At 45.6% G+C, this 17,580-nt stretch carries 16 protein-coding genes; 13 read left to right on the forward strand and 3 right to left on the reverse strand.

Annotated elements, in window-relative coordinates:
* Window positions 1-1,172, forward strand: a 1,172-nt coding sequence (locus JGK20_RS21625; RefSeq protein WP_293232098.1) for a tetratricopeptide repeat protein, incomplete at its 5' end; no start/stop codon positions are given.
* A gap of 181 nt (window positions 1,173-1,353) precedes the next feature.
* On the opposite strand, the gene JGK20_RS21630 is transcribed toward JGK20_RS21625, so the two are convergent.
* The gene (locus JGK20_RS21630) at window positions 1,354-3,915 is read right to left on the reverse strand and encodes a PhoD-like phosphatase (RefSeq protein ID WP_293232100.1); all 2,562 of its coding nucleotides are present in this window, start codon (window positions 3,913-3,915) and stop codon (window positions 1,354-1,356) included.
* 251 nt (window positions 3,916-4,166) lie between these two features.
* On the opposite strand from JGK20_RS21630, the gene JGK20_RS21635 reads away from it, so the two are divergent.
* From JGK20_RS21635 to JGK20_RS21680, 10 genes are all read left to right on the forward strand, one after another.
* The gene (locus JGK20_RS21635) at window positions 4,167-6,338 is read left to right on the forward strand and encodes a CBS domain-containing protein (protein WP_293178253.1); all 2,172 of its coding nucleotides are present in this window, start codon (window positions 4,167-4,169) and stop codon (window positions 6,336-6,338) included.
* A 38-nt stretch (window positions 6,339-6,376) separates the two neighbouring features.
* Window positions 6,377-6,511 carry a hypothetical protein gene (locus tag JGK20_RS21640; RefSeq protein ID WP_293178250.1) on the forward strand — a complete coding sequence of 45 codons (135 nt, stop codon included), beginning with the start codon at window positions 6,377-6,379 and terminating at the stop codon, window positions 6,509-6,511.
* A 1,131-nt stretch (window positions 6,512-7,642) separates the two neighbouring features.
* Window positions 7,643-8,509 carry a ferredoxin:protochlorophyllide reductase (ATP-dependent) iron-sulfur ATP-binding protein gene (gene bchL, locus JGK20_RS21645; RefSeq protein ID WP_265237962.1) on the forward strand — a complete coding sequence of 289 codons (867 nt, stop codon included), beginning with the start codon at window positions 7,643-7,645 and terminating at the stop codon, window positions 8,507-8,509.
* Window positions 8,510-8,543: 34 nt separating this feature from the next.
* Window positions 8,544-9,986, forward strand: a complete 1,443-nt coding sequence (locus tag JGK20_RS21650; RefSeq protein WP_293183219.1) for a DUF5331 domain-containing protein — start codon at window positions 8,544-8,546, stop codon at window positions 9,984-9,986.
* A 215-nt stretch (window positions 9,987-10,201) separates the two neighbouring features.
* Complete coding sequence (locus tag JGK20_RS21655) at window positions 10,202-10,363, forward strand: hypothetical protein (RefSeq protein ID WP_293203065.1); 162 nt, start codon at window positions 10,202-10,204, stop codon at window positions 10,361-10,363.
* 18 nt (window positions 10,364-10,381) lie between these two features.
* Window positions 10,382-11,791, forward strand: a complete 1,410-nt coding sequence (locus JGK20_RS21660; RefSeq protein WP_293232102.1) for a ferredoxin:protochlorophyllide reductase (ATP-dependent) subunit N — start codon at window positions 10,382-10,384, stop codon at window positions 11,789-11,791.
* Between the two features lie 83 nt (window positions 11,792-11,874).
* Window positions 11,875-12,207 carry a hypothetical protein gene (locus JGK20_RS21665; protein ID WP_106148614.1) on the forward strand — a complete coding sequence of 111 codons (333 nt, stop codon included), beginning with the start codon at window positions 11,875-11,877 and terminating at the stop codon, window positions 12,205-12,207.
* The gene (locus JGK20_RS21670) at window positions 12,176-12,424 is read left to right on the forward strand and encodes a hypothetical protein (RefSeq protein ID WP_293212398.1); all 249 of its coding nucleotides are present in this window, start codon (window positions 12,176-12,178) and stop codon (window positions 12,422-12,424) included. Before JGK20_RS21665 ends, JGK20_RS21670 begins: the two co-directional genes overlap by 32 nt.
* Window positions 12,425-12,484: 60 nt before the next feature.
* Window positions 12,485-12,700, forward strand: a complete 216-nt coding sequence (locus JGK20_RS21675) for a hypothetical protein (RefSeq protein WP_293232109.1) — start codon at window positions 12,485-12,487, stop codon at window positions 12,698-12,700.
* 151 nt (window positions 12,701-12,851) lie between these two features.
* Entirely contained in the window at window positions 12,852-13,910 is a 1,059-nt protein-coding gene (locus tag JGK20_RS21680) for a hypothetical protein (RefSeq protein ID WP_293232111.1), read from the forward strand.
* 144 nt (window positions 13,911-14,054) lie between these two features.
* Here the strand turns inward: JGK20_RS21680 and JGK20_RS21685 are convergent, their stop codons facing one another.
* Together JGK20_RS21685 and JGK20_RS21690 are read right to left on the reverse strand one after the other, a co-directional pair.
* Window positions 14,055-15,542: a DUF5009 domain-containing protein gene (locus JGK20_RS21685; protein ID WP_293183235.1), complete on the reverse strand. Its 1,488-nt coding sequence runs from the start codon at window positions 15,540-15,542 to the stop codon at window positions 14,055-14,057.
* 36 nt (window positions 15,543-15,578) lie between these two features.
* Entirely contained in the window at window positions 15,579-16,460 is an 882-nt protein-coding gene (locus tag JGK20_RS21690; RefSeq protein WP_293232113.1) for a polysaccharide deacetylase family protein, read from the reverse strand.
* A gap of 90 nt (window positions 16,461-16,550) precedes the next feature.
* Here JGK20_RS21690 and JGK20_RS21695 point away from each other — a divergent pair, with 90 nt between their 5' ends.
* Both JGK20_RS21695 and JGK20_RS21700 read left to right on the forward strand, forming a co-directional pair.
* Window positions 16,551-16,718 (forward strand): hypothetical protein, encoded by a 168-nt coding sequence (locus JGK20_RS21695; protein WP_293183239.1) that lies wholly within the window; start codon window positions 16,551-16,553, stop codon window positions 16,716-16,718.
* Between the two features lie 74 nt (window positions 16,719-16,792).
* A complete protein-coding gene (locus JGK20_RS21700) occupies window positions 16,793-17,521 on the forward strand; it encodes a glycosyltransferase (protein WP_293207094.1) in 729 nt (242 codons plus the stop codon).
* Window positions 17,522-17,580 lie beyond the last annotated feature (59 nt).

Here is a 17,580-nt window from a genome sequence, read left to right on the forward strand (position 1 = left end):
ACGGCCTCACGGCGATTTCCGCTTCAGGGGATAAAACCCTGAAAATCTGGGACACCCAGAGTGGCACCGAACTCTTAACCCTCACCGGTCATACTAACTCGGTAACAGCAGTGGCGATCGCACCAGACGGCCTCACAGCGATTTCCGCTTCAAGGGATAACACCCTGAAAATTTGGGATTTGCTTAGCGGTAAAGAGATTGCTAGTTTCAGCGGAGAAGATAGTTTCAATGGCTGTGCAATTTCGCCTGACGGAATGAGTATTGTAGCGGGGGATGCTTCGGGACGGGTGCATTTCCTGCGATTGGAGGGAATGAAACAGGGAGATGGTAGGGATACGGCTTTGCAGTCTCCTTACCAGCCAAATAATCCGCTTACTTTGTTCTACAGCGGTTTTCTGCTGGCCAAACAAGGACTGTATGAAGCAGCGTTACCAAAATTAACTGAAGTTGCAGAATTGAGGCCGGATGTGGCTGTTGTGTGGTTTGAACTCGGTAATATTTTGGACAATTTGCAGCGCTATGAAGGAGCTATCGCTAGTTTTGACAAAGCTCTAGAAATAGAAAGAGAAGGAGGAAACCGAAAATTTTGGTTTGACCGAGGTTTGGCATTGATGAAATGTGACAGTCAAGATGCCGTTCGCGCAAGCTGGGATCGAGCGATGAGTATCGAGCCTGATGACAGCGATTTTTGGAGCGAACAAGGCGAAGAACTATTCAATTCGGAATGCTACGAACCAGCTATTTGCTGTTTTGATTTTGCGCTCCAAATTCAACCGAATCAAGCCTATCTATGGAGCGCTCGCGGCTTTGTGCTGGCAAGTGCTGGACGCAATGAAGAGGCAATATATAGTTACGATCGCGCTTTGGAATTAGAACCAAATGATTGTGATATTTTGTGTTATCGAGCTTATGGTTTGGTGATGTTGGGTCGGTATGAGGAAGCTATAGATTGTTTTGATAAAGCTTTAGAAATAAACCCAGATTATGCTAGCGTTTATTATGACAAAGCTTGCTGTTACGCATTGCAAAGTAATGTTGAGTTATCTGTGGAAAATTTGCGGCGCACGATTGAATTGGAACCGGAAAGATGTCGAGAGTTAGCGAAAACTGATGCGGATTTTGATGGGATTCGGGGTGATGCGCGGTTTCAGGAGTTGTTGTTGGGTGGTTAGAATTCCGGCGGTTGGAAACCGCGTCTACACAAACAATGTCCGCCTCCGCGGACGAAGAAATAACGGAATCTTCAACCCGCGGAGGCGGGTTTTGTCTGTGTAGCCGCGGTTTCCAACCGCCGGGTTTCCAACCGCCGGGTTTCTGGGATTGCTTCGTTCCTCTCTTCGGACAGATTAGAAACTAATCATCCCCATCCAATCCCAGCGGCACAAAATACTGACTGTAAACCACACTATCCGGCTCCCAAAGAGGCCGCCAATAAACACTTTGAATCACCGCCTTCTCCCCATCACCCTCAGCAGGCCACTGAAAACTGACGATCGCCATATTGCCATAACCCACAATCTCATCACCCTCTTGCAGCCATCGATTCCGCCACAACAGCGCTATCAAATTCCACAAACGACGCAACATTAATAACAGTTTATTTTTAGGCAATATACTTGACATATCACCGTCTTCATGCTGCAAAAACACCCGAGATTTTTGCCGCGTCATCCAGTCAACTCGATAACCCCAATCAGGCAAAGATTGCCTATCCCTCACAACAGCAGCCACAGCCTTCTTCCTGCCACGTCTCGGAATCTTCACCAACTCCAGCGGCTCATTCCATCCCAAACATTCGTGCGATCGCTCAGGAAACAACGACTTAATCTTAGTATGAATTACATGAGTTGTCCACTCCTCATTAATAAAAGCACTAGCCGTTAACTGCGCCAAAACAGACAATCTTTGACTCGCAATTTTCAACTCTCCATTCACCCCAGATACAGACGGTAAACGCTCAATCTCAGAGCGAGAATCGCCAAAATGACAATCCGACCAATAACTCAACCGCACAGCACCAGCATAGTGGATATCCCCCGTCAAAACAATCACCCGATCGCGCTGCTTAAAAAACTCCGACAACAGCTTCACAAAAGCCAACTCATGAAAATTCCAAGCATCCCCCGCATCGGTATTAAAAACCTTTCCCTGTTCCACATCCCGCCTTTGCACCGCATCAATAATCCATAAACCCACCAAATTAGTCGGCACCACAACCAGCGTCGCCTCGATCGCAAATTCCCCAGATTTATTCAGCAACTCAGTCTCCCGCAAAGGCTGCTGAATTTGCTCATCAAAACCTTTGTGAGTCAAAAGCATCGGCGGGGCGATCGCACTTTCGGGCGGATAGCCCCGCCAAGTCCGCGTATCCAGCACAATCACCTCATGCTTAAAACTTCTCACGGTAAAATGCCAATTCAAAACCTCATCATCTCGATCCAAAATCAAAACATCTTCATCTAACTTAAACTTCGGCAAACCAGTTTCAATATCAACCGCCGGAATCCCCAAATACCCAGCAGCATCCTCCCAAACACCAACATCAGTCCCCGCCGAATCCGACCACTTTTTAGCAGCTTTTAATAACTTATCTCCTACTCTTCCATACTCGAACTGTGCGGGCGTATTTCCCCAACTCTGAAACACAGCATAAGCCAGCAAAGCATTCTGCACCACCCGGCGGCCCAGCGGCTTCCCCAACACCCGGTAACACCACTCTCGATTCAAAAAGCAATCATCGCTAACATCATGGTCATCGCAAATCATATAAGTAGAAATATTAGCCAGCGCCCGCCTCACTCGCCACAAATTGCGACAAAAACCGTCAAGTTCTACAACTTCTCTATCCCAGACTTTTGCTTGCTTAGAATCTTGACAAATATCGTTACCCTTCGGAAAACTATCGCACCAAAGCACAGGAGACCAAACTAACAAATACATCGCGCAATATTCGCCCAAACCAAACAAGTGACTTTTAGCCTTATCCGGTTTATTCACCAACATCGCCGTAAAACCGCCAAAATCTCTAGCAATATCGCTGCGAGTCCCCGGCTGCAACTCAATTGGTTTTTTGTATTCAGACTCAGCATCAGACGCTTTCTGAATTGGCGATTCTCTAAAAATTTCCCTCTCTTGGCGAATTACATTTTTCTTTTCCGATTTCTTAGGTATACTGGTACACAAATTCTTTTTTATTTGGGCATCATTCATCAGGGGCAGATTCTCTTCCCAGCCCAACAGTGTATCGCCAGCATCAGTCAAGGCCCACAGCATCGCATCGGCAACGTCATCGCCGTAAATTTGGTCACCCGTTAAAAACAGTTGGTGGGGGCGGAAATTTGCCATACCTGCAAACTGTTCGATCGAATTATCCAAGATTGGCAGCGCATCTCTGCCGTCTCCGTGGGGCTTGCGACAAGAACCGTGCACTATACGCAAATAGTTTAAATCCCTTGGTGGCAGGGCAAAAGTCGGCAACCCGTGAGCGAAATAACCGATCGTCTGTGGCCCCAAAACTGACAAATCAGCAGCAGTCGGCCACAGACAAGAAAGGAGATTTTCCTGCTCATTTTCTGGGACTCCCACCGACGGCGACTCCTGACTCCCCGCAAACTCAATGTCATAAGCATAAATTTGCCCGTATGTCAAGATATCTCTGTCGATTGGTTTAGCAGTCACGGCCGCTACGTGCAGGTATTTGCCAAGCCGCACAGTAGAGCTAGCACCTTGCAGCAAGGGCGTACCGACAATTTCACCGGTGCCGCCCTCAGTCGCATAAACCTTGAGTTCGACTTGACGGGGTGCTTTCAAAGCCAGCCAAACTGTTACGCCCCCAGTTTCAATTCGGCGCAAAATCGGGCCTGCAAGAATCAGCGGCAAATGATGAATTCGATGATTTAATGGTGTCCACGACATAGGAATTAAACAAATAAAAATTAAATAACGGGTTTTTGGCAAAGTATCTGTCAGCCGATTTGAGATTTGAGATTTACTCCATATATCAATCTGGAAGCTTGAACTAGGATCTGAAATTTGGAGCTCACCACTATAGGACTACGTGGCACGGTATCCGTTTTTCGGTTCCTTCTTCCACTTAATTAATGCTAAGTCTGTCAACTCATGTCCGCCAAATTGTAACAATTCATTAAGGAAAATTAATAATCACTATGCTACAAGAACAAGATTTACAACATTTTTTAGATTCAGTCCCCCAGCTCGCAATTAAACCACCAGCATCCCCTGTAGAACCCAACAGCGCACCGATCGATCTATCACCTTTAGATCGATCGATCGATCGCCATCCCCTGACAGTGGCTCCAGAAACACCGATCGCCGAAGTCTTGGCTCTCATGAACCCGATGCGCGTCTCCTGTCAGCTTTGTAGCGAAAAACAAAAGAGTCTTAAGAACACGGCCAAGCGCAGTTGTGTCATAGTCGTGGAGGACGATCGCCCGATCGGCATTTTTACAGAACGGGATATCGTTAAGTTAACTACTCTGGTAAATTGTGCGATCGGACTGACAATTGCTGAGGTAATGACTCACTCGCCCATTACCCTCAAACAATCCGAGTCTCAAGATATTTTCACCGCTATATTCACCTTGCGCCAGCACTCCATCCGGCACTTACCCGTAGTCGATGAGGACTCGCGACTTGTCGGAATCATCACCCGCGAAGCCATTCACGAAGCCCTACAACCAGTGAACTTGCTAGCAAATTTGCGCTGTGCGGGAGATGTCATGACAAAAGAAGTCATTTGTGCCCCAAAGACTGCCTCAGCCCTCGAATTAGCCCAGCTCATGGTCAAAAATCGATCCCATTGCGTCGTCATTGTCGAAGACCAAATTCAGCATCCACAGCGGATCGTACCAATAGAAAAGTATCAAATCCCGATCGGCATTGTCACCGAGCGCGACATCGTGCAATTTCACGCCCTCGAATTAAACCTCTCGGAAATCTCAGCGGCTGATGCCATGAGTGCGCCTTTATTTTCCATATCTGCCACCGATTCCCTCTTCCGCGCCCACCAGGAAATGCAGCGCCATTGCGTCTGCCGTTTGGTAGTAGTTGGCAGTCACGGAGAGCTTTTGGGTGTTGTTTCTCTGACAAGTTTGCCGCAAGTTTTTAACCAATCTGAGATGTACGGGACGATCGAGCTTTTGCAGCAAGCAGTAGACGATAGAGCCGCCCAATTGCAGAAAACCAACGAACTTTTACAGCAAGAAATTTTAGAGCGGCAGCGCGCCCAAGAAGCCCTGCACCAAGCTCACGAAGACTTAAAAAAACAAGTTGAAGAGCGCACCGCCCAACTTTTAGAATCAAATAAATTATTAAGACGGGATATTATCAAGCGCCAGCGAGTAGAAGAAGTGCTGCGGAAAAAGCAAACCTGCTTGAAAAATCAAGCAGAGCAATTAGAGCAAACAGTGCGGAAATTGCAGCAAACTCAAACTCAATTAGTCCACACCGAAAAAATGTCTTCTTTGGGACAAATGATTGCCGGTATCGCCCACGAAATTAACAATCCGGTTAATTTCATCTACGGCAATCTTTCCCACACGAGTCATTACATCAAAGAATTAATTCAACTATTAGAACTTTACCAGCAGCACTATCCCGAACCAGTCTCGGAAATTAGGGAAGCAGCAGCAGATATGGAAATCGATTTTTTGGTGGAAGACTTATCTAAGATCGTGTCTTCGATGCAAGTTGGCACCGATCGCATCCGCCAAATAGTCCTGTCAATGCGAAATTTTTCGCGATCGGATCGAACTAGCGTCAAATTCGTTGACATTCACGAGGGACTCGACAGCACTTTGTTGATTTTGCAGCACAGGCTCAAAGCTCACGGCGGACATCCAGGTATTCAAATTATTAAGGAATACGGCAATTTGCCCAGCGTCGAGTGCTGTGGAGGTCAGATCAATCAAGTGTTTATGAATATTATCGGCAATGCTATTGATGCTTTGGATGAAGCAATCCAGAAGGGCCAATGGAGAAAGGGAAATGGGAAAAATCCACCGCCGTTAATTCCTAGTTCTCCATTGACTCTTCCCGCAATTACAATTCGCACTGAAGTTGTTGCTGGCGATGTTGTAGCGATCCGCATTTCCGACAACGGCGGGGGCATACCGGATGAGATTTGCAGGCAACTATTTGACCCGTTTTTTACTACCAAACCAGTAGGTAAGGGGACTGGGCTGGGGCTGTCTATTTCCTATCATTTAGTTGTGGAACAGCATGGGGGGCGGCTGGAGTGCGTTTCGGAAGTTGGACTGGGGACTGAGTTTGCGATCGAGATTCCGATCGTCAGAAGGCAGTTGACAGCGGACAGTTGACAGTTGACAGCGGACAGTTGACAGCGGACAGTTGACAGTTGGCAGTTGGCAGTTGGCAGTTGGCAGTTGGCAGTTGGCAGTTGGTAGGGGCGGTGTATCTCAGTTTTGCATTTGTAGTGCTGTCGGGAGCTCGCGTATTTTACAATACGCGAGCGGGGACGCTCGCACTGTAAAAAAAATGCTTTTTGCAAAAATGCTCCCGGTAGGGGCGGTGCCCCTGTGCCCGCCCTCAGTTGACAGTTGTCAGATTTTCGGAACTCCGACACTCTCCCCAAATCTCCCACTCGGAGACTCTCGCCCTCGCCCGTCGCCGCTCAATTACTAAAAATTCACAATTTTTTACACAACACTCAAAACCGCAGCAAAATCACTCTTTCCTAATCTAAAATCTCAAATCTCAAATCCAAAATCGTCTAATTTTGGCATCCCAGGCCCAATTAACCCAACTTACTTTCCGCTTTGCCTCATCCACTAGCGCCTTTGTTCCCCCTCCACTTACCCCACAAGCCATCAACTGCACCCATCCTAGCCCCAAACCCAAAGACCGAGATTATTTGAGAAGTTAATTTTTGTTTTGTTTTTGTACCTCTTTTTATTAAGAAAGTATTCTAAAACTTAAATAAAATCTAAAATATTTATAAAAATAGATTTGTAAATCAAAAAACCAGCTAAGATGCCCAAAGATGCAAAATAAATAGAATTACTAGCATTTTCATTTCGAGAGCCCCTTTCTTTTCCTCGTAAGTTAGCTAATAATGCTTTCAACGAGCTTTCCGCACAGCAACTCCAAACTAGACAAGAATGGGATTGCGGTAAGGGCATTGGAGGAAAGGTTATTGCATTGGGGCTATCCGCTAAACACTGGACAAAAGTGGACGAGATAGCCAGTCTAAGTCTTTAACTAGGCTACGTTAGTAAGGTCACGACACCTACGAGTGCTTTCCAGCTTGTAGCTATGTCGCCGGAGATTAAACATCTCTATTTAGCTAAGGAAGTGTTTCTGGCACGACAAGCCTCGCTAACATTGACGAGGAAAACATTACCGGAGAAATCCGAGGGGGATGTATCCCCAAGAAACGCCCCATTGAGGCGGGTCTTCACAGAACAATATCAATAGCCTCTATCCTGTGATGCCAGCAGGTATGCCAAAAAGAATGACCACTTTTGAGGTGCCAAGGTTTTCTTTTGTATGCTGAGTCCACGTTTGTCCAATTAATTGGCGATTAGAGGCGTAGCGATCGCAACATCAAAGCGTCAAACCCCAGCCCGATCGTTTTGATAGAAACCTATAGGAGAAAAAAAGAGTGAAACTCGCAGTTTACGGAAAAGGTGGAATTGGCAAATCGACAACAAGCTGCAACATCTCCGTTGCCCTAGCCAAACGCGGCAAGAAAGTTTTGCAAATCGGTTGCGATCCAAAGCACGACAGCACATTTACCCTCACGGGCTTCTTGATCCCCACAATTATTGACACCCTTCAGGAAAAGGACTATCACTACGAAGACGTTTGGCCCGAAGATGTCATCTACAAAGGCTACGGCGGCGTTGACTGCGTAGAAGCAGGCGGCCCGCCCGCAGGAGCTGGTTGCGGCGGCTACGTAGTCGGAGAGACCGTTAAACTGCTCAAAGAACTCAACGCCTTTGAGGAATACGACATCATCCTGTTCGACGTACTCGGCGACGTAGTGTGCGGCGGTTTTGCTGCCCCATTGAACTACGCCGACTACTGCATGATTGTGACCGACAACGGATTCGACGCATTATTTGCAGCCAACCGCATCGCCGCCTCAGTTCGCGAAAAAGCCCGCACTCACCCGTTGCGCCTCGCCGGTCTAATTGGCAACCGCACCTCCAAGCGCGATTTGATCGACAAGTACATCGACACTGTACCCATGCCAGTGCTCGAAGTCCTGCCGCTAATTGAAGACATCCGCGTTTCTCGCGTCAAAGGCAAGACTTTGTTTGAGATGGCCGAGAGCGATCCCTCCCTCAACTACGTCTGCGATTACTACCTCAACATCGCCGACCAAATTTTGGCAATGCCCGAAGGAGTAGTGCCCAACGACACGCCCGATCGCGAATTATTCTCCTTGTTGTCAGATTTTTATCTAAATCCTGTGCAACCAGTGGTCAAGAAGGAGGAAGATGAGCTAGACCTGATGATGGTTTAATAGGTCTAGCGATCAGGATGAGGATAAAGAGGTTATGGCTTTTTTTGATACTTTTTCAGTTGCTCTCAAACAGAAGTGGTTGGACTACTACCAGGCAAATCGGACTTGGCTGCTCCTGCACATGACGGCTGACAACACGGTCGCCACACCCGACGGCGGGAAAAGGCCTGTTTCTTACCTCATCCTGGGAATTGCGGCTGCCCTGGAGCCGGAACTCCAGCAATTAATGCTGCCCTTCTCAAAACTCAAGCCGGATGCAGACAGCCTGATCGAAGTCTTGGGTCTAAATTTTGACCCGGATCTAGCACTGGGTATGCCTTCAAGTACCGTGCCACAGGTAGCCGGTCAACCTCCAACTGCAACTGCTGCACCCGCAGCCGCTCCAACTGCAACTGCTGCACCCGCAGCCACTCCAACTGCAACTGCTGCACCCGCAGCCGCTCCAACTGCAACTGCTGCACCCGCAGCCGCTCCAACTGCAACTGCTGCACCCGCAGCCGCTCCAACTGCTGATGCCAAATCTAATAAATTAGGCGGTGCGGCGTTAACAGCAGCCGGAGTAGTCGCCGGAGTCGCCGGAGTCGCTGGTCTGGCTGCTGCTGTTAACGCACTGAGACCGGATGAGGAAGAAGCAGTCTCTGACTTCGACATGGACGAGGACGAAGCAGAATCTATCTCCGACTTCGACATGGACGAGGACGAGGCAGAATCTATCTCTGACTTCGACATGGACGAGGATGAGGAAGAATCTGTCTCCGACTTCGACATGGACGAGGATGAGGAAGAAGAAGCCTCGGCTTTGGACGGTCTCGCTCTCGGGGACGATGAGGAAGACTCCATATCAGACTTTGATATGAGCGAGGATGAGGAAGACGGCATATCTGGCTTCGATATGGGCGAGGATGAGGAAGACGCCATATCAGACTTCGATATGGGCGATGACGAGGAAGATGAAGCCTCAGCTTTGGGCGGTCTCGACCTCGACGATGAGGAAGATGAAGCCTCAGCTTTGGGCGGTCTCGACCTCGATGATGAGGAAGATGAAGCCTCAGCTTTGGGCGGTCTCGACCTCGACGATGAGGAAGATGAAGGCTCGGCTTTGGGCGGTCTCGACCTCGATGACGAGGAAGATGAAGCCTCAGAATTTGGGACTTTGACCTCTGGGGATCTCGAAGCGGGGATATCCGATCCGTTTGGGGAAGAAGATGCAGAGTTTGTCGCCGAAGCAATACCCGATCCGTTTGGGGCTACGACCTCAGATGACCTAGATATGGATCTGGGCGACTTGGACGAAGATGGTCTTGACGATTTCTCTGTATCTGATGACGATGACCTCGACGAACTCGGACTAGACGATTTGGGGGAAGCAACTACCGGAGATCCTGATGAAGATGATTTAGATGCTCTAGGTCTCGGTGATTTGGATTCTGATGATGAGGATGAAGAGATTTCGGGCTTTTTGTCGGATTTTAAGTAAGGTTGTTGCGATCGCCAAAGTCTATCCTAGTCGGGAGTTTTCCCGCCTATTTGTGAGTTGTGAGTTGCGAGTTGTTAAATTTTAATTGTTAAATTTTAATTGACTCAAACTCACAACCACCAAAATGGTTTTTAGCTTAGCGAGTTGAAAAACACTAAATCCCTGCTGTGAGGGATTACAAGCCCTCGCGCAGAATTTTTGAGCTGGAATTTTAGATGCTGCTGCTGCGAAAATATTCAGTTTGCTGCATCTATTTTTCACAGGAATTACGCCAAAACCAGGTATTTCTATTATTGTTCTGCGATCGCGCGATCGCCAAATACAGCTATTTCCTCGCTAGCCTAGCCTGGGAAAGTTCAAGACGAAAAACAATTTAAATGGAGAACATTTGAAATATGACTGCAATTACGACTACTGAGCCAGAAGCTTTAAACTTTGAATGCGAAACTGGTAATTATCACACATTTTGTCCGATTAGCTGCGTAGCTTGGCTTTATCAAAAAATTGAAGATAGCTTTTTCCTAGTCATCGGTACCAAGACTTGCGGCTATTTCTTGCAAAACGCCATGGGCGTGATGATTTTTGCCGAACCGCGCTATGCGATGGCTGAGTTGGAAGAAGGCGACATTTCCGCTCAATTAAACGATTTTGATGAGTTGAAGCGGCTGTGCTTGCAAATTAAGCGCGATCGTAACCCCAGCGTAATTGTTTGGATCGGTACTTGCACCACCGAAATCATCAAAATGGACTTAGAAGGCTTGGCGCCGAAGCTGGAAGCCGAAATTGGCATTCCCATCGTCACAGCCCGCGCTAACGGCTTGGATTACGCCTTTACTCAAGGTGAAGATACAGTTTTGGCGGCGATGGCTGCTAAATGCCCTGAGAAAGCGCCAGTGATGGAATCTCAGAAAGTAGAACGCAACGCCATCTCTCAACTGCTGAATTTCGGCAAGAAAAAAGAGGAAGTTGCAGCAGATGAATCGGAATATGTCAAGCACACACCGCTGGTACTTTTCGGTTCTTTGCCCGATCCGGTTGTGACTCAGCTAACCTTAGAATTGAAGAAGCAAGGCATCAAAGTTTCTGGTTGGCTTCCTTCCAAGCGCTACACTGAATTGCCCGTTTTGGAAGAAGGTTATTATGTATCCGGCATGAATCCGTTCTTGTCCCGTACGGCTTCTACGTTGATGCGCCGTCGCAAGTGTAAGCTAATTGGTGCTCCATTCCCGATCGGGCCTGATGGAACTCGCGCTTGGATTGAGAAGATTTGCTCTGTTTTGGGCATCGAACCCAAAGGTTTGGACGAACGGGAAGCGCAAATCTGGGCTGGTTTGGAAGATTACCTGCAAATAATTCGCGGCAAATCAGTCTTCTTCATGGGCGACAACTTGCTAGAGATTTCTTTAGCACGTTTCTTGATTCGCTGCGGCATGACTTGTCCAGAAATCGGCATTCCTTACATGGACAAACGCTATCAAGCCGCCGAATTGGCTTTGTTAGAAAAGACTTGTCACGAGATGGGAGTTCCTACTCCTCGGATTGTCGAAAAACCAGACAATTACAATCAGCTACAGCGGATTTACGCGCAGAATATCGACTTGGTGATTACCGGTATGGCCCACGCTAATCCTTTGGAAGCGCGCGGAATTAATACTAAATGGTCAGTTGAGTTTACTTTCGCTCAGATTCACGGGTTTGGAAATGCGCGGGATATTTTAGAGTTGGTGACTCGTCCGCTGCGCCGGAATAATTCTCTGAAGGATTTGGGTTGGGGTGATTTGGTGAAGAAAGAAGCTAAGGTTTAATAGTTTTTAGCCTTGAATAAAACCCCCGGTTTCTCCAAGAAGCCGGGGTTTTTATTAAAATATTACTGAGATTTTCAGATTAAATGAGTGGTATTAACCGTGAACTAACTATAGACAATAGACACATTGCCAAGCATCTCCCAGATACACTACAAATGCAAAGGTTATTGCAGCGAGGGGGATCTGCTCATGTATTTAACAATGAAGCTACAATGATTAGAGTGGCACAAGCCATAATAGAAAATGGGGAATTCACAGGCATTATTCGCAATCACGAACGATATGGACTCTACTTTGCCAGCCCAATTGGTTATAGAATTGAGAGTGATGGCAGCCAAATTCCTTTACATTACGGTGAAATTAAAGTGATAGGAGATAAATATCATGTCATCCCCCGTACCCAACCTAGCAAATAACTGGCAGTTTACAGAAATATGGGTTGACCCTACCTCTGTCCCTCCTTATGTTTTGATGTTGCTCGGTGATGATAAAAATAATTTTTGCGTTTTCGACCCGACTGAAGACTATAAGATTGTTTTTGCTTGTTCTAGCTATGAGGAAGCAAGACTTTGGCTGCTTGAAGATGAATATGAGCGGGTTGAAGGGCGGCTCAATGTTGAGCAAGTGGCTTAAGTTATTGATGATGAAAGTCAAGCTTAAATCTCTAGATTATTAGGATAAACAAACATGGATATGCTGGACATCTTGGCTCAGATTGAGACTAAGATTAAGGAATTGGGATGGTCAATAAGTGTCGTGCAGACATATATGAATACAATGTATGGCAAGCAATCCCCGAAAGATTTGTCAGACGAAGAACTATTAGACTTGCTGCGTAACTTGACGACTTACCAATCAGAATACTCTGACCAAACACAGGCTAATTTTGTAAAAGATTCAGAGCATTAATATCCCAACGCAGATTAACCCAGATAAAGAGTGCGATCGCCCTTTCCCCCAACCTTTGCAGAATCCCAGCCTACACGCCCGTAACACGATCGCCCAAAACGCCGCCTATAATCAAAACTAGCCCCAAAATCTCATCAATTGACGAACCGCCATGAGTCGAGACAGCGAAAAAATCAGCTATTCAGAGAAAACAGAACGTCTCAAAGTCATCACCCAGTTTATCAAAACCGTGACACCGATGATTTGGACGATCGTCATTATAGTAGTCATCATTCCCCTACTAGGCAACTTTCTAATCTCCAAATCCCTAACAAATACCGCAACCACAACAGTTGTAGTCTCCCCGCCCCACGACTTCAGCAAAATCAACCAAGACCTTAAAAACGCCATTCAAAAAGCCAATACAACAGCCGAGACTTTCGCATCAAAAGAATTGGACAAATGGGAAACCGAAGTAATAGCACGAGTAGACAACAGCTTCCTCGATTGGTACTTCGATTACTTCAACCAAAAAAAGATGGAGTTTACAGTACCTTTCAACTTCGTCAAATCCGCCGTACTCAACCGATTTGACATGACAGCAGCATCTCGCGCTGTTTCCGAAAAATTAACAGAAGACTTCCAAAGAGAATTTGCTAACCGCGTGCTGGTTCCCAAAAATGCTCAATTGAAATTTCAATTAATCACTCAAGATACTGCTAACTTGTACATAGCCGAAGTCAGCAAAAATGTCAAAGTAGTTCAAAACAACTATAACATCCCACAAGTACAGTGGGACAAATATCTGAACGACATTGCCACCACAATTAGCGACAAAGGAAACGTCTCAAATTTATCATTAAAAGTATTAGTTGGCGGCAGCGGTTACTTAATTGCTAAACCATTAATATTGGGAGTAGCAACCAAAGTCGGCAGCAAAGTTACAGCAAAAGTTGCCAGCAAAGCCGCCGCCAAAATAGCAACAAAAACAGGCGGTACAGTTGCAAGTCAGCTAGGAGTAGGTTTAATCGACCCGATTGTCGGTGTCGGGATTATCATGTGGGATTTGTGGGATTACAATCATACAGTCACAATAGAAAGACCAATTTTGCGCGAACACCTTGTAAGTTACTTGAAAGATGTCAAAAAATCCCTGTTAACCAATCCTGAAACTGGAATTATGGCAGCGATTTATCAATTAGAAAGTGGCATTTTAAAGTCACTTTCCTAGAAGTTACGCATGGGAGACCAAAAACCAGGTTTATGAACCCCGTGCGTAAGTCACGATCCATTCTCTCCCTCTGCGTCCTCTGTGTTCTCTGCGGTTAAATCATTCCGCTACAATAGCTGAAGATAAACTCGCCCTTTAATTAACTCACGTCCTCAAAAATAGTTTCAACCTCGTAAACACCACCACAATTAACGCTAAAATCGCCGTATATCCCAAACCCCTCAAAAACCCCATAAACGGATCAGTGGAAGTCATCTCAATAATCATCGGTTCCCATTCATTTAACACCAGAATCGGCCAGATAATATTGGCAAATCCCGCATACCCAATCATCGGATTCACCCCGTTATCAATAAACAACTGCAAAAAGCATCTCTTCTGAAACACATCGATAATTATCGTCAACCCAATTAACAGAAAAATCGCCATTCCAGTCGTTACAAAAAAGTAACTCATCGTCGCCGAATCTTTCTTAATTCCGCCTTCATAAGGCTCAAATAGCAAACCCAGAACCAGCCAATAACAACCCCATTTGTAAAGGCGGTTTAATACATTTTCCGTGACATTCCGAGGCTTTCTCAACAAAAGCAAACCGCACAAACACAATACCACCGTCACTAATGAAGCCTGCCACACCAATCTAGCTTGCAGTCCAACTAACAAAACTAAATTGACAGCAAACATCAAAATCATAATGCTAAAATAGCGCCAACTCTTCCAGCTAGCATAACTCGCCTCTTCCGGCGAACGATACTCTATCCACCTTGCAAGTAAATCTCCAACAATCGTACCAGGAATCACTACAAATAAATACTTTAAATAATCAAATTGAAACAGCCAAGGTGCAGGAGAGTACAGCCAAATAGACTGAATCCAACCGTCAGTATGAGAAGACATCCGCGCTGCCAACAGCAAACCCAAAAATCCTACTCGCATCCACACATTTGAACGAGTAAACAGCCAAATTATCGATCCGAAAACCGCCACATTTGCCAGTACCATCAAGATAATATCGTTGCGTTCAAAAGAAATTCCCCTACCATCGGGATATTTGATATGAGAGATGAAGCTAATCCCGGCACTCCAACCAGCAACTGTCATCCCTCGCCACAGCCAAGTTGACCATTTTTGTGGCCAGCGAACGTACATTAAAAATAATAGAAAAAAACCGCACAAAGCCAGCCACCACTTTTGTGGGCTGGGTTCGTCTGGATTAATTGTAGTCGGGCGAATGTGTTGGAGAAATATCGCAAATGATGCTAACAAAAAGCCTCTTTGCAAAATAGAGAATATTACTTTTTTAAAATCCCCTCCCTTGGCGATGCGGCGCGACAAAGCTAGCGGTATCGCGGCGCCCATTGCAAACAAAAAGAAGGGGAAAACTAAGTCAACCCAGGTTAATCCTGGCAGTTTGTTATTGAAAATATGGTCTGGTGGTGGTAATTGGGCGTGATACATCCACGCTGGTAAGGTTTTGCGGGCTATTGTACCTGATAAAACCATTGCTAATACTGCTAGTCCGCGCAGCGCATCCAGTGCGTCGGCGCGTTGGGAAACGGCAGCAATTGCTAAGGGTTTTTGGTTTTCGATGCTATTTTGTGATTCCGATGTTGCGTGTTCCAATGCACTCACCAATTCTTCATTGAATAACTGTAAAAGCTGTCTAGCTTATTTTTTGCCAATTAGTTTGTGTAGCCAGCTTCCTGATGCTAGGCTGCTGAGTCTTTCTGCGGAGTGTTTTTTGTTGACTGTTAATCTCGAAACCCGGTATTTATTGGGTGGAAAAAACCGCAATTTTAATTTGAGACTGTCGTATAAGTATCCTGATGAGAAGTATTTGACGAGATATTTGTCAACTTCTTTGTTGACTGCGCCAAAGGGGTAGGCTATGTGAGACGCAACTATTTGATTTGGATCTAAGTCTTTGGTGCATTTTCTGAGTCTAATTTGGTCTTGAGATAGTTCTCTGTCTAATGCTGTCATAGAAATTTTTGTAAGATTTTCGTGGTTCAGTCCGTGGGATTGAATGTCATAAAATCCTTTTTGCATTCCGTCTCTTAAGTCCTGACAAGTTACTTTTTTTATGAGTGAGTCTTGACGACCTAAAAAGCCGGAGTTGACAAATACAACTACTTTAGTTTTTCTGCTGTATTTATTTTCGAGTCTTTGTAAAATCGGGAGTAAGTGCGTATAAATGCTTTTGTTGCCATCGTCAAAGGTAATCATAACTTTTTTGCGATCGCGATATTCACTCGGCACCGGCTTTTTGGGATTGGCGATGAAATACTCGTAAAGCTCTTGGGTTGACAAAAACCAATAGTTCTGCCTAACTAAGTCATCTAAAAAGGGTTCCAAGTTTTGCTGGCTGTAGTCGCCGGGAAAGTCTCGCCGCAGCGGCGGTATTTCCTGGGGATTCCGCAGGTCTACTATATCGTGAAAGCCGAAAATCGGAATTTCTACTGTGATGATTTCTAGGATTGCTTGATAGGTGATGAAAGTTAGGAGGAATGCTAGTAAAAATCTAATAATACGTTTTTTTCGGGGCGTCATACCGGGTTGAAAATACTCGGGCCATTTGTTAACTAAATAATTTATCATTGACAATTACAACCTCATAAGGTATATAGTTCAGGCGGTAGTATGACGGTTTTTCGAGTTCAGATGTTGGGAGTGTCTAGATTGTCGATCGCCCGTGTCGCCCCTAAAGATGAGCTAGGTCAAGCCTACCATGATACAATTTATGGCGATCGTACTTTTTCCGCAGCCCCCTTCAAACTTGACAAGATTTATTGTTGGCTAACTTTTTGACACCTGATGTCCTGTACTTGTGATTTCTTGCCCGAGGTGGTAGCATACTTCTGCGAAAGCGCGATCGAACAATAATGATGAAAATCGCAGTAATTCTGCCTGTTTACAACGAAGCAAATTGCATAGAGCCAACCTTTGACAGAATTTTAGAATTTACTCAAAAAAATCATGCTTACAATTTTATCATTGTTAATGACGGCTCGACCGACAATACACTGGAAATTATAGAAAACAAACTCAAAGCTTTTCCCACACATCACATAAAACTAATTTCTTACAGCAACCGTCAAGGCAAAGGGTATGCCGTCAAAAAAGGATGCGAAGATGCAGACGCCGACTGCATTTGCTTCATGGATGGCGACTTAGCATACTCCCTCGAACATCTCGAACCCTTAGTAGAAAAATTAGAAAAATTTGATGTCGTAATTGGTTGCCGAAATCTCGATCGAGACAACTTCCGAAATCTTACCTTACTCAGAAAAATAGCTGGCAAAATATTTAACTTAATTTCCAGAGCCATCCTGAATCTACCATATAGAGATATGCAAGCCGGACTCAAAGGCTTCAAGAAAATACCAGCCCAAGAAATATTTAAAAGACAAACAATTACCGGGTTTTCCTTTGATGCAGAACTGCTGTTTTTAGCTCACAAAAAAGGATATACAACTGGTGAGATACCCGCCCGAGTTTCACAAGAACATCTCTACAAACTTTCTCAAGTCAACATACTTAAAGATTCCCTAAAAATGCTGATCAGCTTGTTTAAAATTAGATACAACGACCGCGCAGGCTACTATGAATAAATCAATATTGTTGAGTTTTGATCTAGAAGAATTTGACATCCCCGAAGAATACGGTCAAC

The organism is Microcoleus sp. PH2017_05_CCC_O_A (assembly GCF_020738785.1).
Lineage (GTDB): Bacteria > Cyanobacteriota > Cyanobacteriia > Cyanobacteriales > Microcoleaceae > Microcoleus.